The sequence below is a fragment of the Longimonas sp. genome (genome assembly GCF_040409695.1).
Taxonomy (GTDB): Bacteria; Bacteroidota; Rhodothermia; order Rhodothermales; family Salinibacteraceae; genus Longimonas.
Map to the genome: position 1 here is coordinate 19350 of NZ_JARWGJ010000103.1, position 15905 is coordinate 35254.

General features: G+C 57.4%; 8 protein-coding genes. 4 read left to right on the forward strand and 4 right to left on the reverse strand.

Annotated features, from left to right (window positions below; translation table 11 throughout):
- Nucleotides 1-61: 61 nt before the first annotated feature.
- The 4 genes from PPP56_RS06650 to hmgA form a co-directional block, all read right to left on the reverse strand.
- Entirely contained in the window at nucleotides 62-856 is a 795-nt protein-coding gene (locus PPP56_RS06650; RefSeq protein WP_353563256.1) for an isopentenyl phosphate kinase, read from the reverse strand.
- 215 nt (nucleotides 857-1071) lie between these two features.
- On the reverse strand, nucleotides 1072-2067 hold the full coding sequence (mvaD, locus tag PPP56_RS06655) for a diphosphomevalonate decarboxylase (protein ID WP_353563257.1): 996 nt from the start codon (nucleotides 2065-2067) through the stop codon (nucleotides 1072-1074).
- A complete protein-coding gene (locus PPP56_RS06660) occupies nucleotides 2060-3145 on the reverse strand; it encodes a mevalonate kinase family protein (protein WP_353563258.1) in 1086 nt (361 codons plus the stop codon). Before PPP56_RS06660 ends, mvaD begins: the two co-directional genes overlap by 8 nt.
- 54 nt (nucleotides 3146-3199) lie before the next feature.
- Nucleotides 3200-4483, reverse strand: coding sequence for a hydroxymethylglutaryl-CoA reductase (NADPH) (gene hmgA / locus PPP56_RS06665; RefSeq protein ID WP_353563259.1), 1284 nt, complete (start codon nucleotides 4481-4483; stop codon nucleotides 3200-3202).
- Nucleotides 4484-5341: 858 nt separating this feature from the next.
- Here hmgA and PPP56_RS06670 point away from each other — a divergent pair.
- The 4 genes from PPP56_RS06670 (at nucleotide 5342) to PPP56_RS06685 (ending at nucleotide 15901) form a co-directional block, all read left to right on the forward strand.
- Nucleotides 5342-6538, forward strand: coding sequence for an MFS transporter (locus tag PPP56_RS06670; protein ID WP_353563260.1), 1197 nt, complete (start codon nucleotides 5342-5344; stop codon nucleotides 6536-6538).
- An 839-nt stretch (nucleotides 6539-7377) separates the two neighbouring features.
- Nucleotides 7378-14466, forward strand: coding sequence for a S8 family serine peptidase (locus PPP56_RS06675; RefSeq protein WP_353563263.1), 7089 nt, complete (start codon nucleotides 7378-7380; stop codon nucleotides 14464-14466).
- A 153-nt stretch (nucleotides 14467-14619) separates the two neighbouring features.
- Nucleotides 14620-15105, forward strand: coding sequence for a SaeA-related protein (locus PPP56_RS06680; protein WP_353563261.1), 486 nt, complete (start codon nucleotides 14620-14622; stop codon nucleotides 15103-15105).
- A 262-nt stretch (nucleotides 15106-15367) separates the two neighbouring features.
- Nucleotides 15368-15901: an archaeosortase/exosortase family protein gene (locus PPP56_RS06685; RefSeq protein WP_502912555.1), complete on the forward strand. Its 534-nt coding sequence runs from the start codon at nucleotides 15368-15370 to the stop codon at nucleotides 15899-15901.
- Nucleotides 15902-15905 lie beyond the last annotated feature (4 nt).

A 15905-nucleotide genomic window follows, 5' to 3' on the forward strand; every position in this document is an offset into this window, starting at 1 on the left:
GCAAGGTGAAAGCATATTTCGGTGCGTGCGAGCCAGATATCCGCTGATAGACATATGCGGGTCAGCGCACGCGAGTGCCCTGAAACGGGCTCCCAGTCAGCGCTGCGCTCAATTCGCCGGGCTCCAGTCCATTCAGGAGGAGCGATTCGATGCCGTTTTCAGCGAGCGCACACGCAGTACGTAAGCGGTGAGCCATGCCGCCGGTTACGTCGGTCCCGTCGGGGGCACGCATTGAACGAGTCATAGTATGGACCCTCTCGCAGGACAGGGTGCTAATCGTATTGCCCTGCGCATCATACACGCCGTGGGTATTCCCGCACCAGAGCACGCGGTCGGTGGTGTGCTCGTGGTCGCGAAGCGCCGAGATAAGACTTCGAAAAACAGTTTCAGTCGAGCAGATGGCTATGTCCTTGTGCGTGTCGAGTGTAACGTCGCCGTATGTGACAGGTAGGGCTCCCATAGAGAGCGCCCGGGCAACAGGGGCAGCATTAAACACGCTCGGGGTGCCCTTCTTTGATACATAGGCACTTGACGGGGCAAACGTGAATGCTGGAAGTCCAGCCTCGCGGAGGGCCAACACAACGTGGCGGTGCAGGTCCGATACCGCCTGCTGGATGCGGCTGAGCGCTTCTTCGGGCGCAGGGTGAGGCTCCTCTGAGTCAATTCCTGCCTCGTGAGCAGCCACATGCCCAAACGAACCGCTACCGTGCCCGAGTACAAGCCGCCCACGCCACGCAGGCCAGTGCTGCACCAACTCGCGAGCCAGCCGTGTGAGTACACGGGTGCGCACCGCATAGCGTCCCGTCTTTTCGGTGATTAGGCTTCCGCCCCACTTGACAAAGGTGACAGACAGCATAAGCAGTTAAATATGCGATCAGAAGACTGGTGCTGGGGCAGATTGCAGCCAGCGCGTATCCTTCAAAGGGCGCTGCGCGTGGCGAATGGTTCGTGGGGTGACGCAGCAGCGCGTTGAATACAACGAACAGGTGCATCACGTAGAAGCCATCCGGCTCTGAGGTGCAGATGGCATGCTCTTTCGGTGAGCATCAAGTAGAGTCCTACAGGGGGATCTTAGAAGAGTGGTTCGACATCGCTGGTGGGTCCGGGGCCAATACCGTCTCGGATGACAAGATGTACGGCGTCGAGCGCGTCGAGGCGTGCTGCTATCTGGGGTTCGTCGTCTGCCGGACAGATGACGTGCACGTTCGCCCCAGCGTCCATCGTCGCGTATGCTGAGAGTCCGTCAGCACGCATAGCACGCACGACTTCGAGCACCGCGATGGTTCCGGGCGACCAGTAGTAGATGGGGGGAGTAGATGACATCGTGATAAGGTGTAGCTCGATCCCCTCTGTTTCAATGATAGGGCCGAGCCGGTCGAAGTCGCGGGCGGCAATGCTTTCGCGAGCTGCTTTCATGCGGTCGTCGAGGTGCGCCAGGCGCTGCTCGTAGAAGGGACTACTTGGAGCGCGCTGATGTCCTTCGCGCGAGGGAACGTTCTTGGGAGTGGTTTCGACGACAGCAATGACGTCGCGCAGGTCCCAGTGGGTGTACGGTTCAATCTGTTTAGCGGCATGATTGTCGCCGTGAGGCCACGTTACGTATCCCCCAAACACCGACCGTGCTGCCGACCCTGACCCGCTACGGCGGGCAAGCACCGAGCGTTCTGCTCCGTCGGGATTCGCATCGAGGGCGTGCAGCGTAGCCAGCGTAAGCGCGGCAAACCCCGATGCCGACGACCCGAGTCCGGCTGCTGCCGGAAAGCTGTTTTGCGTGGCCACTTTGAAGGTGCCAGTATGCCCGGCCCAGGTGCGAATCCGATCGAGCTGTGCGCGAACGGGATCGGCAAAAGCGGGGCTGGCGGGCGCAAGCGTACCATCGGGACGTGCTTTGAGAATGGTATCAGCCTCTGTAGCGCCCTCGGCGAACTCTACAGTAGTCCGTGAGGCGCACTTCTGCAGCGTCATTGAGAGAGACGGCGCCTGAGGAATAGCCTGGTCAATGTCCTTTACCCCCCAGTATTTCACGAAGGCAATGTTAGAGGGGGCTTCAACGGTTGCTTTAGCCATGCACATGTAAGGGATCGATGGAATGTGCGCCCGACACACAGAGGGGCACGTCGAATTCAGAAAAGCTGGACAGGTCGTTCCAGATGTCGGTTTCGGGATCGGGGTGATATGCGATGAGCGACCCTGCACTGGGGTCGGTGAGCGCGCCGGCCCCCGATATCTTGGCTGCGCCGCCCCGGGCTTCGATGGCACGGATATGCGTGCGCACGGCCGGAGGCACAACTCCCATCGCTTCGAGACAGGCCTCGCTCTCGCGAATCGTATCAACAAGATCGGCGGGTTTAACCTCCGAGGCCGAGAGCATATCCCGCAGCGTCCGCGTTGCGGTCTCCATGCGGTTGAGCAAGGCCTCGAACGCCGCCGGGTCGTTTGCGCGCTGTGCCCGCACCGCGTCGACGACCGTGCCGGTCGACTCGTTGGGCGAGCCTGTATGGAAGACACGCATGTCAGAGAGCACAGGGGATCGGGCCGCCACCGGATGCCACGTGAGCGCTCCTTCTTCGGATTCGGCCCAGAGCAACCCTCCTCGCAGAATGGTGGCCGGGTCTACGCCTGAGGGGGTGCCGTGCTGGCGCCGTTCAATATTCAGGGCCACGTCGAAGAGCGCATCGGGGCTCAGCGACACATCATGCGCTTTCAGGAAGGCCTGCGCGATGGCGATACCAAGCGCTGCAGAGCTTCCGAATCCGGCCCCAATCGGCTGGTCTGATTTTACCGTGAGCGTAAGCGGATGCGGAGCCATGTGGGCGCGCCGGGCGGCCTCGCCCAGCGCGATCTTGATCAGATGCGTAGGCTCGTTGCTTCGCAGGCGGGCAAACGTCTCCGCTGTTGGATTCGCGGCGTACTCCTCCCAGCGGGCTCGTACCGCATCGGTATAGGCCCGGATGGCCGGCCACGAGGTCACCTCGCTATGCCCCCACCCCGAGATGCGCAGTTCCACCCCGTCTTTGGGACGAGGGCGCACCGTTGCATGCATCCACAGGCCGAGCGAGGCGACAAGAGCAGGCCGCTGGTACACGACTGCATGCTCTCCCATCAAGATTAGCTTTGCAGGAGCGCGTACGGTGGTTGCGTGCATGAGCGCGGCCAGGAAAGAGGACGTGAACGAGAGCGGATGCGCGGCAGGATACAGTTACGCAGCGTCGGCATGGCCGTTGGAGGGCGGCGTAGGGCGCCCCAGTTCGTTATGGGCACTGGCCAGGTGATGCGAGCTGAGCGCTCCCATCAGAGAGAGTTCGCCGGCCAGGACCGTCGCACCAAGCAATTCAGCTACCTGCATAGCCGCGGCTCCCGGCTGGTCGGGGTCGAGCGACACCCCCATGAGCGACAGAGCATCAGACTGTGTCTGTAGCGTGGTACCGCCACCTATGGCACCAAGGGGCACATCCGGCATGAAAATAGAGATATAGACGCCGCCATCGCCACGTGCTTCGATACAGGTTGTGCCGAGGGCCCCTTCTACAACCTGGGCAATGTCTTGTCCGGTAGCAACGAAAAACGCAGCCACCATGTTAGCGTAATGGGCGTTCATGCCCATTGAGCCTGCGGCAGTGGAGCCCAGCATATTTTTGCGATACTGCACCTCAACGAGGTCGTCGGCATTGGTCTTGAGATAGCGCGCCAGCACCTCCTTGTCGAGTTCTACCTCCGCAAAGATTCGCTTTCCGCGTCCTTCCTGCACGTTCACGGCGGAAGGCTTCTTATCCACACAGTAGTTGCCCGAGAGCGACACGAACGATACACCGGTTTCCGGAACGATCAGGTCTTGGATAACGCGGTTGCATGCCAGGGTGGCCATATTCATGCCCATGGCATCGCCCGTGGCAAAACGGAACCGCAGAAAGACGGTGGAGCCCATCATGAACGGACGAATGTCTTTCATCTTCAGGTAGCGGCTTGTCGCCTCTATCTGGGTACGAATCTCCTCCTCGTTCTCTTCCACCCAGGCGACGAACGACTTCGACTCGCGGATGCCTGACGTGCGAAAGACTGGTGCACGTGTCATGCCTACGTCTTCGACACGTACAACGGCACCTCCAGCGGCGCGCAGCGTTGCGCAGCCCCGGTTAACGCTGGCGATGAGCGCTCCTTCTGTGGTTGCCAGCGGCACGTAGCGATCGTCGTCAATGTAATCGCCACGTACAGGAACGGGGCCCACGGCACCCATGGGCACCTGGGCAACGCCGATCAAGTTCTCGCAGTTGCTACTCGACACGGCCTCCGCATCAAACGAGTAGTGAGCAAGCCCGCTCGTTTTCGTCCCAGCAGCCTGTTCCAGCGCCTCGCGTCGAATCGAAGCCGCCTCGCGTGCAGAGAGGGTTTCGGGAAGCTTGTGAAGTGAAAGCTCACCTGTTGCCAGCGCCTGAACGAGTTCATCGCGCTGTACATCAGCAGGCTTTTCCAGGGGAGTACGCACAGAAGCTGTGCCGTTGGTGGGGCTACCGCTATCCATTGCCCTACAGGTATTTGTATTCAAAGGACTCTCATTACCACGTCTATTCATAAGAGATGTTTACATACCGTCAATAATCAGTGGATCGTACACAAAAGCGAGTGGGAATCAAGTAGTGGCTGACAGGTGCGATTCCTGGAAGGACGCAGAGAAAGCATGCAGGCAGGCAGCAGGAATGTGATATACCGTGCTACAAGAGCATTAACGTAAGCGTTACTATACAAGCATTGCTCATAGGTAGATGGTAAGTGCATTGTTCAGGAGGGCATGTGATTTTAGAAGGCGGTCGCGTAACACCCTTGTTATACCTCGTTTGGCGCGTAAATCTTGAGGAGCAAGGTTACTCTGCATCGCAGAGGTCTCTAAAGAGGATCAGAAAGAGGCTCGCAAAAGTGCCTGTGGGCTATGCTTTCAGTCGGCAGATTTCGTATTGTAACAGCATAACATACGTACATGGCATATCCACACAAAACAGAAGGGTGTAATGGGAAGCTATTGCTACACTTTGGCAGCGGCATACTTTCTCGAGGCAGCAACGAGCAAGCATGTACGCATATAGTGGGCTCATAACGATAGGCGTGCGACAGTCAAGGTGCAAATGAGCAGCAGCGCGGACTCCAATGTGGATTTAAACCTGGACTTCGATTGAGCCGCATGCAAAGCACGGGCAAATAGCGGGCGACAGACAGATCAGGGTGTGTCTGGTGCGGACCGCCACGCGGCGCGCCTCGTACCTCAGGATGTTTGTGCGGGCACCAGCGCTATGCGGTAGCGCTGCGGGTGGCCCGTTTTATCGTTTACATGCTCACTACAGCAATATTCGTGCGTCTGTGGTCTTATAACAATGCGGTCTTAGCAGCGTGTACGCTCGCTTTCTTTGCCACAATGGCAGCGCGGCTTGCGATCAGTCCGGTGGTACCCACGATCAGTTCCGAGTTCGGGGTGTCAAACGGTGCAATCGGGGCAGCACTCACCGGCATGTGGTTAGCCTATGCACTCTCGCAATTTCCGAGTGGGTTGTTGGGAGATCGAATCGGGGAACGGGCGGTAATCATGATTGCGATTGTTGGGACGGCTGTGATGAGCGTGCTCCTTGCTCTGTCTCCGGGGTACGCACTTTTCTTTACCGGGGCGATCGCACTCGGGATTATGGCAGGATTGCACTACAGCGTTGCCACGTCGCTCCTAACACGTACATTTAGGAAAACCGGGATGGCGATCGGAATCCACTCGGCAGGGGCTCCACTGGCAGGCATTGTAACTCCTATAGCGGTAGGTAGCATCGGGGCTATTCTGGGATGGCGATACGCGGTCGCCTTTGGTGCATTCGTTGCCGTGCCTACAGCTATTTTCTTCTATGCATTGGTGCGTCCGACTCCGCCGTCGCGCCCCGACACAGCTATTACTGACCGGCTTAAGACCGGCCCGATTTTCAAGCTATTGGCGCGTCCTCCGATACTGATCACTGGATTGCTTGCGCTGGTCGGAGCGTTCGTCTGGCAAGCAACTGCTTCGTTCCTCCCTACGTTTCTGGTGGAATACCACAGCTACTCCGAACCGCAGGCGGGTATCCTCTTCTCGGTTTACTTTGTCGTGCAAGGCATTGCCCAGCCTGGCATCGGACGCCTCTCCGACTGGGTCGGTCGTTACCCGGCAGCAATTCTGGCTACCCTTGTCGGTGTTGTAAGCTACGCGCTTTTCGTGTGGGCAAGCAGTGCAATATTGCTCACGATGGCTACAATGATGGCCGGTGTTGCCATGAGTTGGGGCGCGGCTCTGTTGCCCAAGTTTATGGACCACCTGAGTGCAGAAGAGCGTGGTGCCGGTTTTGGACTTGTCCGGACAAGCTACATGGTGCTGGGGGCTACGGGGAGCGTGGCGACCGGCATGATTGCCGACTTCTTTGGGTGGGGGGCTGCCTTCCTGTTGCTGGCAGTGCTGCTTGCCGGAATGTCGGCCGTTATGATGCTGGCACTCAGGTACGTATCAAGTATCAGTGCGCGTGCATTCCCAGAATGATTGGGCATGCCTGAAGACGGCATGCTTAAGAGAGAGGGCTCAGCCTTTGGCCCCGCACAAGATCGAACAGTGGACAGCTGTTAGATTGCAAGTGTGTTAGATTGCAAGTGATGCTACCCAAACAGCCATCCCGCGCAAGGTGCCTCTGGCGCTGCAGATCCGGCGCCAGGCGAAGCGACGCACGAAGTAATCTACTCGTTTCTTGATAACTCAACCACTTCGGGGATAACGGCTACCAAATGATGGAAATCGTACTGGTACCAGAGATGTCCCGTACCTAACTGAACTCATACCTAATTGAGCCAATATCCAGCCATTCACGGTTTCTTTACTTTGTTGTTGGGCGACAGACTTGCCATTCATGGACGCTTTATATTATTGTAACTTCATGCTTTTAAAAGTACGCCGTCTTGTGTAGTACGAATGGCATCCTGCTCACGCAGCGCATCCTGTGATGCCTTCAGTCGGAGTACATTTTGACCTGCTGGAGACTCTTACCTGAGTTGGGTAGAGCCAGTCTTAAGTCAAGGCAATGTGGTTAGAGTCTTGTACTCTTAAACTTGATCATTGCTAAAAAGCCTGCTGCCTAATTGTGCATCAGGATAAGTGTGTTATCCGGCGCCGTGCGTTAACTGCGGCGCGTGCTACAATAGGTATCTGCTCCGCGAAGCACCTTCCCAGCGATAACGATTACGACTATGGGTTATTGGAACGATACTTCTTCTCTCCCGGCCGTGCCAACAGGAAAACGCCTCTTGTCGGCGGTCCGACATACGAACTCTCTATTTGCGAGCAGCGCCAATCGTGCCATCCTGCTGGCGATAGCATGCCTGTTTTTGGTGACGAGTGCACATGGTCAGGAGCTCAATCATAACGCACCTGAAAGCGCTCTGAATGAAGGAGTCATTCATGTCAAAGTGGATGAGGCGGCCAAGCCACAGGTTGTGCTCTCCCAGGTTGATGGCGTTGCGCAGATGGGTGTTGCGTCAATCGACCAGCTGAATGCGGCCTACGGGGCTCAGCGTATCGAGCGCATCTTCCGCACGGATCCCCGACACGCAGCGCGCCACGCCAGCTGGGGGCTCGACCGATGGTACCGGGTCTATTTCCGCGAAGGAACGGACATTCGGTCTGCCGTTCGGTCATACCATGGCGATGCGAACGTTGAGCTCTCCGAGCTCTCGCTCCGCAAAGAGCGGACGGCCTCGTTGGTAGAGACAGCAGATCGTGCACAGGCCCTCGGCGAGCGCATCGTTGCGCCTCCAGAACCGCAAAATGATGAATTTGTGCCTGACGATCCGCTGTACGGTGACCAGTGGCATTTCAATAACACGGGGCAGACCGGAGGTACGCCTGGGGCCGATATTAGCCTGCCCGCAGCTCATGCTGTGCAAACAGGAAGCTCTGATGTCATCGTTCAAGTAATTGATTCCGGAATAGAACTTGACCATCCGGACATACGGGATAATCTGTGGATCAACCCCTGTGAAGAGGAAGATGGCGCTGACACGTGCGGCAATGGGTACGTTGACGACATATTTGGGTACAACTTTGCTGATGATACATCGAACCCGGAAATCGTAAATCCAGCCTCCGAGGGTAACTCGCACGGCCTGCACGTTTCGGGTACCATTGCAGCCACGAACAACAACGGCGAAGGCGTTGCCAGCGTCGCAGGCGGCGATGGAACGCCCGGAAGCGGAGTCCGCATCATGACAGGACTCACATTTGGAAGCAGTGTGAGCGGGTTTGCTGAAGCGCTCGTCTACGGGGCTGACAATGGTGCGGTCATATCAAACAACAGCTGGGGGTATACAACCCCGGGCGTCTTTGAGCAGGCTGTGCTCGACGCCATCGACTACTTTATAGCTGAAGCTGGTGGCCCTGATGCGCCAATGAGTGGAGGGCTTGTAGTCGTTGCAGCAGGTAACTCCAATAGCTCAGCCGACTGGTATCCCGGCTTCCACCCGCCGGCAATGGCTGTTTCGGCGACCGACCACAACGACGGAAAGTCGTCGTTTTCAAATTTCGGTGACTGGATTGAGATCGCAGGCCCCAGTGGCGAAGCATTCTCGCATCCTGTAATAAGCACGACTCATACGAGCCTTGGAACTGGATACGGTGGAGACATCTGGGCAGGTACGTCTATGGCGGCGCCCCATGTTGCAGGCGTTGCCGCCCTGATTGCATCTGAGTTCCCCGGCCAAACCGCACAGCAGGTGCGCACGCGCCTGATCGGCACGGCCGATGCAACCAATGCCACCCAACCTATCGGGCCGCGCGTCAATGCGTTCCGGGCACTTACCGCTGACGATACGCCACCGGCGGCGATCACTGATCTCGTTATCCTTGATCAGGCTAACACCATACCCGGAGCGGTCGTCGATCTGCAGTGGACGGCAACGGGCGACGCCGGAAGTGAGGGCACAGCGGCCTCATATGATCTCCGGTTTAGCACCGATGGCCCCATTGAAACAGAAGACGATTTTGCAGCCGCCACCCCGGTCCAGAACCTGCCCACGCCACAAGAAGCAGGCACTGTAGAGACGTTCTCGGCGGAGGGGCTTCCGTTTGATGCAGAGGTCCACTTTTCGATTAAAGCAATTGACGTGCTGGGGAACGCCTCAGATCTGTCTAACTCCCCAAGTGCAACCACGGGCCCCGGCCCGGTGATCGGTGTTACTCCCGATAATGTAGAAGCGGTTGTTGACCGCGGCACAACAGAGGAGCGCACGCTTACGGTAAGCAACGATGGCGAAGGCGTGCTTGAATACAGCGTATTTGCTGCCGTCGATGGCGGAGACGTCGCCCCAAGAATGGTAGCAGCACCCTCTGATAGCCGTCCTGCCGTATCCCCAATCGCACGCGCCGAAGTTGCGCGCTTCAACGAGGGCGCTTCTCTGGGTACAGCATCTCCATCGCCGTTTTTGGCCAGCGACTTTGTCTACCAACTCGATAAAGGAACGAGCGAAAATGCAATTGGCCTTACAGGCGGGGGCGACATCATGTGGATGAATGCCTTCCAGGTCCTTGACGGAGCGGAGACTATCACGTCGATCGCGTCTGCATGGGGCGTAGGAGGAGGCGAGGACGTTCCAGCCGGTCGGGCTGCCGAGTTTCTGATCTACGACGATCCGACGAATAACGGAGACCCCAGCGACGCGGTGCTGCTTGCACGGGTTGATACCGAAACGCAACTGCCGCACACCGACGAATTTACGGTAGAAGCCATCACGCCAACGTCAGTGAGCGGCGTCTTCTTTATTGCAGCGCTCTACGAAGGCGGAGCTGAGGACTTCCCGGCCCCCCTCGACGAGGCAGATCCGCAAGGAGCATCGTGGATCGTGGGGAACGTTACGCCGAACACCTTCGACGCTGAAGACCTTACCGCAAACGAGATCCCCCCTGCCAACCTAATCGATGTCGGATTCCCTGGGAACTGGCTTTTACGTGCTGATGGAACAGACAACATTGTGGCCTTCAGCCCAAATGAGGGACTGGTAGGATCCGGCGAGAGCGAAGACGTAACAGTTACGATCAACGCAGAAGAAATTCCGCCCGGGCAGTATGAGGGCGTAATCCGTTTTGTGAACAACGACCCGGAAAATAGTCCGCTCGACGTTCCTTATGATATTACAGTAGACGGCGGCCCGCCACAGGTCGTAGTTGCTCCGCGACTGCTCGAATACGAGCCACAGCTCGTTGGCGCTTCGTCCTCGCTGTCATTCACCGTATTGAACGAAGGCGGAGAGCCGCTTGTCGTTGAAAACATCACGTCCGATTCTGAGGACTTCACGCCGCTGTCGACAAGTGTCGACTCACTCGGCTTTGGAGAGAGTGCAACCGTTGCTGTTGCGTTCTCGCCAACCACGACAGGTGTTCGGGTTGGGACGATTGCTATTGAAAGCAACGCTGCGAACCGGTCTTCCATTGAGGTCGCGGTTGTCGGTGAAGGATTGCCCGCGCCTGAAATTGCTGCTGATCCGGAGTCGTTCGATGTCACTGTACCCATTGGATCTACTGTCGAAGATACATTGCGCATCAGCAATGTGGGAGCCGGCGATCTTGATTTCCAGGTCGAAATTGGCACGGGAACGTCTGTATTTAGCCCATCCGAGGTAGCATTCTCCTTCAATGGAGAACGGTCCGCATCGGCGGGCGAATCCGTTCAGGCAGAGCGCCCGATCGGGAGCCATGCAGGGGATAACGTAGCATTTCCCGCTCCGACGCAAGCCAGCGATTTCGTCTACCAGCTCGATGATGGTTCAACAGAAAACGCGGTCGGCGCTGGTGGGGGTGATATCGCCTGGCTGAATGCGTTCCGGGTTGTAGATGGCATCACTGAGATCACAGAGATTGCTTCTGCGTTTGGATCGGTTGGAGCTGCGGAAGATCTGCCCGAAGGAGTTACCGTAGAGTTTCTGCTTTATGACGACCCAACAAACAACGGGGACCCCAACGACGCGGTCTTGTTACAGCGTATCGAAACCACCAGTCAAAACCCTAACACAGATCAGTTCCAAGTCGTCTCGTTCGATCCGATAACTGTCGAAGGCTCCTTCTTCGTGGGGGTGGTGTATCGTGACTATGAGGACGGACAATTCCCTGCCCCACTCGACGAAAGTAGCCCGTCTCAGGGAGCATCGTGGGTTGTTGCAGGGGGGAATGTGAACGTGGACGATCTGTCTGATAATGAGACAGGACCCGGAGTTATTGATAGCTTCGGAATACCTGGCAACTGGCTCTTACGGGCCGATGGCGTAGCAGGGCAAGTTACGCCACTGCCTCCCGAGGCTGTAACAGTAACGCCTTCTGATGGCGATGTGGCTCCTGGCGAAGAGCAAGAGCTGATCATCACGTTCAGTGGCGAAAACGTGCCGGCCGGAGAGTATGGCGGCAACATACGCATCCTCAGCAATGACCCGCTAAACTCACCCTTTGAGATCCCGGTTAGCCTGCTGGTTGATGCAGGCCCCCCTTCGATTACGCTGACGCCCGACCCGCTTGCCTTTGACGATGTCGTACTGGGAAGCGCGCGTACACTGACGTTTGAAGTCGGTAACGAAGGAGAAGGGAATAACGATGAGGACGACGAAAACGGAACCGAAAGCGCGAATCCGCTCTTCGTTGAGGCCATTACCTCCGACAGCGCAGACTTTGAGGTTCTTACAACCTCAATCCCCTTCGTCGTTCGCGATGGCGAAACGGTGGAAGTCACGGTGCAGTTTGCGCCGACGGCTGTCGGATCGCGCACCGGCTCGCTGACTATAGAGAGTAACGACCCGGATAGCCCGGCAACGCTTGCTCTTGAAGGCGAAGCGCTTGAGACACCGCAGCTCGAACTGAGCCCGGAGATTGTATCAAGCACGCAGCAGTCCAACGAGCAGGTCGACGTTCCCCTCACGCTTTCGAACAACGGCATGCCCGGAAGCACGCTGGAGTACAGCTTTCCGGCCTTTGCGGCTCAGGAGCTGCTGAGCCAGCCAGGCGTGCAGCGGAACAATACGTCGAGCATCGCGCCGAACCGCAACTTTGAGAAGGGGCAAGAAGACCCCCATGCCGGCGAAGGACATCCGGTCTTGCTTGGTGCAGGAGGGCCCGACGCGTTTGGCCATCTCTGGATTGACAGCAATGAGCCCGGCGGACCCGCCTTCCAGTGGTTTGACATCACGGAGCTCGGCGATGAGATCCAGCTGAGCGATGACTTTGGTCCAGCACCCTCTGTCGAGGTTGAGCTCCCATTCGAGTTCGTCTTCTATGGCGAACTGAAAGAGAGCGTACGTGTCGACAACAACGGGTTCTTGTTCTTCGATGGGCCTGTAGGAAACTACTTCATCAACCAGGAAATCCCCAACCCAGCGCCTCCTAATGGCATTGTAGCGCCATACTGGGATGACCTCGATCCGAGTGCGGGAGGCACCGTCCACACGTATCATGACAGCGAAAACGACCGCTTCATTGTGCAGTACACAGACGTGCCTGATTTCTTCGGTGTCGGCACTTACACGTTCCAGATTTTCCTGCAGCGTAATGGGACCATTCGCTTCCAGTATCTTGACATGGGCGCGTTCGCCCTGGCTGGTTTCGGAACGGTTGGCATTGAGAGCCCCGACGGCACCGACGGAGTGCAGATTGCGTTCAATACCGAGTACATTGAAAACAATCTTGCTGTCGAGATTGCGCCGCCTGTCGAGTTCATTACGTCGATAGAGCCTGCGTCTGGAGTGATATCTGCAGGGGAAGACGAAACGGTTCAGGTTACGTTTGACTCTGAAGGCCTCGGCCCCGACGTGTACGAAGATGAACTCGGCCTCTCAACCAATGCCCCGCGTGCTCCATTTGGGCTCGTACCTGCGGTGCTCTCAGTGGTTGGCGAGAACGGGCCGACGATCGCGAATGCACCGGCCGACCAGCAATTTACGCTCGGAGGCAGTGCGCCGTTTGAAGTAGATGTGGCTGACGTCTTCGATAATCCGCTCGCGGATGAGGAAGAGCTCACCATCGAGGTGGAGGTTTCGGACGCGTTTGTGGTAGAGGCCGGACTGAGTGAGACAAACCTGCTCACCGTTGCGCCGCTCAGCGCCGGTACGTCGACGGTCTCTATTACAGCAGCAAACTCAGATGGAGAAGCCCGGGCTACGTTCCTGGCTACAGTCGGCCAGCTTGCTGTAAATGTAGAGCGCGATTTTGGCGGCCAGGCTGCGGATGCAACCAACTACCGCCTCGTTGCCCTACCGGGTGCTATAAGTCTGCCAATGAATGACGTTGTCGCAGGCGAAGCAGGCCTGGACTGGCAGGCCTTCCGGGATGAGGGCGACGGTTCACTGGTTCAGTTCGATGGGTCGGAGACCTTCAACTTTGAGGCAGGACGAGGCTTCTGGCTCACCGGACAGCAGGCGTGGCAGTACGCAGGAGAGCATGCAGCTGTAGAGCTCGACCGCCCTGATCGCCGCGTCGCTATTCCGCTCGAAGAGGGATGGAATATCATCTCAAACCCTATGAGCGTCGACCTTGACCTGGTCGATGACATCGAAGGGCTCAATGGAACGGATCTACAGCCATTCTGGGCATATAACGGAGCATTCGGCGAGCCGGATAGCACCTTCGCCTCAGCTCTTGGCGGAGAAGCGTACTACTTCCTGAACGACGCCGGCCTGGACGAATTGGTCTTGCAGCCTGCTGAAGATCTGCCTGTCCCTCCAGCTGCCACAGCAGCGCAGGGGCCAGCTACTGATCCGCTTCTGCGTATCGCCGCCCATCTGTCAGGGCAGCCCAACGTGTTCTCTGCCGTGCGCATGGGCGTCACCGAGGCCAGTGCTGTTGCTTCACCGCTCGTCGGGCCGCCCAGCAGCCTTGAGGTGGTAAGTCTTCGCATCAACACAGACGATGCCTCCCTGATGCGTGAACAGCGCATGCTTATGGGCGACGGAGAAACCTTCGACCTTAACCTGCGCACTCAGCTTGATGAGGCGGTAACGCTGCAGGTAAGCGGACTTGACGCGCTAAACGGACAGGCGGCAGCTCTGCTGCATCCTGAAGCAGGTACGACATACGACCTCAGTCTGGAGCAGACGGTTACGATAGAGCCTACAGGCGATATCACTACGCTGCAGGTGGCGATCGGTACGCAGGCCTACGTAGATGGTGAGGTGGCGCAAGTACTGCCCGTTGAAGTTACAATGCTGGCGTATCCCAATCCTGTGCAAGATCAGGCTACCGTACGCTACACGCTCAAGGAAGCCGAAGATGTGCGCCTTGAGGTGTACGACATACTTGGTCGACGCGTAGCAACGCTTGCTGAAGGCCAGCAAGAAGCCGGCGTGCATGAGGTGCAGTTTAATGCCAATGGCTTAGCCAGCGGCGTGTACTTCGGGCGCCTGCGTGTTGGAGGCCAGACCCTGACGCAGAAAATCACGGTTGTGCGATAGCACACGTTGCTGCCCCGCCTCTGTTGGGCGCCCCCGTTGGAAGACGATCCAACGGGGGCAGTGGGCACGCAATACATCGCAATAATACATGCCGCACCCTCCGTTTCTTATCGCACCGACCTAACGTCTATCGTCATGAACAGTAAACCCGATATGAACTCTTTCATTGCTTCTGAACATAGCCTGAAGACCTCTTCAGCGCAGGTAGCCATGCGGGGTGGAATGATCACCGGACTGCTTCTGTTTTTCCTGCTGATCGCCAGCACCGGATGCTCCGACTCCCCTGTAGATGGCAATCCCAACCCCGAACCGATTCCAGCGCCAGAGGTGGATGCACCGGCCGCTCCATCGGCTCTTACAGCCGACTCGCGCAACGCTCAGGTCGCTTTGAACTGGGACGCTGTTGAAGGGGCGGAAGCGTATTTCGTATATCGAGGCACGAGCCCGCTCGATACCCTGCCCGACTCGCCGCTGTCTGACCGTGTCTCGGGTACGTCCTTTACCGACAACGGCGTGTCAAATGGCACAACGTACTACTACCGTGTTACAGCCGTTGCGGGAGCAAGCGCAGAAAGCGCCCCCTCCGAGGAAGCTGCTGTTACTCCATTTGCAGCACCTCCCGGAACGCCTGGCGACTAAACACAGCGCGCTGCGCCGTGGCAAGCTATCCGACGTTACCGCAGCCCGCGAAGAGTTTTTGGACGCTATGTAGACAGGGCTTTCTGCTTCCAACCTGAAGCAGAAAGCCCTGTTTTGTCTTACGGTGTATGTGTGCGAAGGGACATCTCTATATTCGGTAGTAGCGACTGCCTTAAGCACCTGCGGCGCGTTTTGAGGAACGTAATTTGCTCGGTTAGGATACCACTTGTGTCATATACCCATAGCACTCCCGTCGCCAGGCATGTGGAAGCGTTACCGTTCCGTCCTCCAATTTTTGTTCAAAGGACTTGCCATCTATGGGATATGGTACGTCGTATACGATCTATACCTGCTTCCTGATGGGCGCCTGGATGAGTGGCTCTCGGTCAATGTGGCGCACGTAAGTGCTGCAATCATAAGCGGAATTGGATACGAAGCCATTGCCGACTATCGTTCGGTGCTAATGGCCGGCGTGCCCGGCGTGAAAATTATCAACGGCTGCAACGGACTCACTACGATTGGGCTCTTCATTGGCTTTGTGATTGCGTTTCCGGGCTCATGGAAACACCGTGCCTGGTTCATCCCAGCAGGTATCCTGGCGATCTACATGGCTAATGTTTTCCGGGTTATCGTTATGCTTGGGCTGCAGCTCTACTGGCCTGCGGCGTTCGACCCCATGCACTCATTCGGGATGACAACCTTATGCGAATCAGGGGTTGAGCGCGAGGATGAGCACGGCAGCAGTAAGCCGTCCGAAGACATGAACAAGCAAACCGGAGTAGGAACGCACCTTTGAGGCG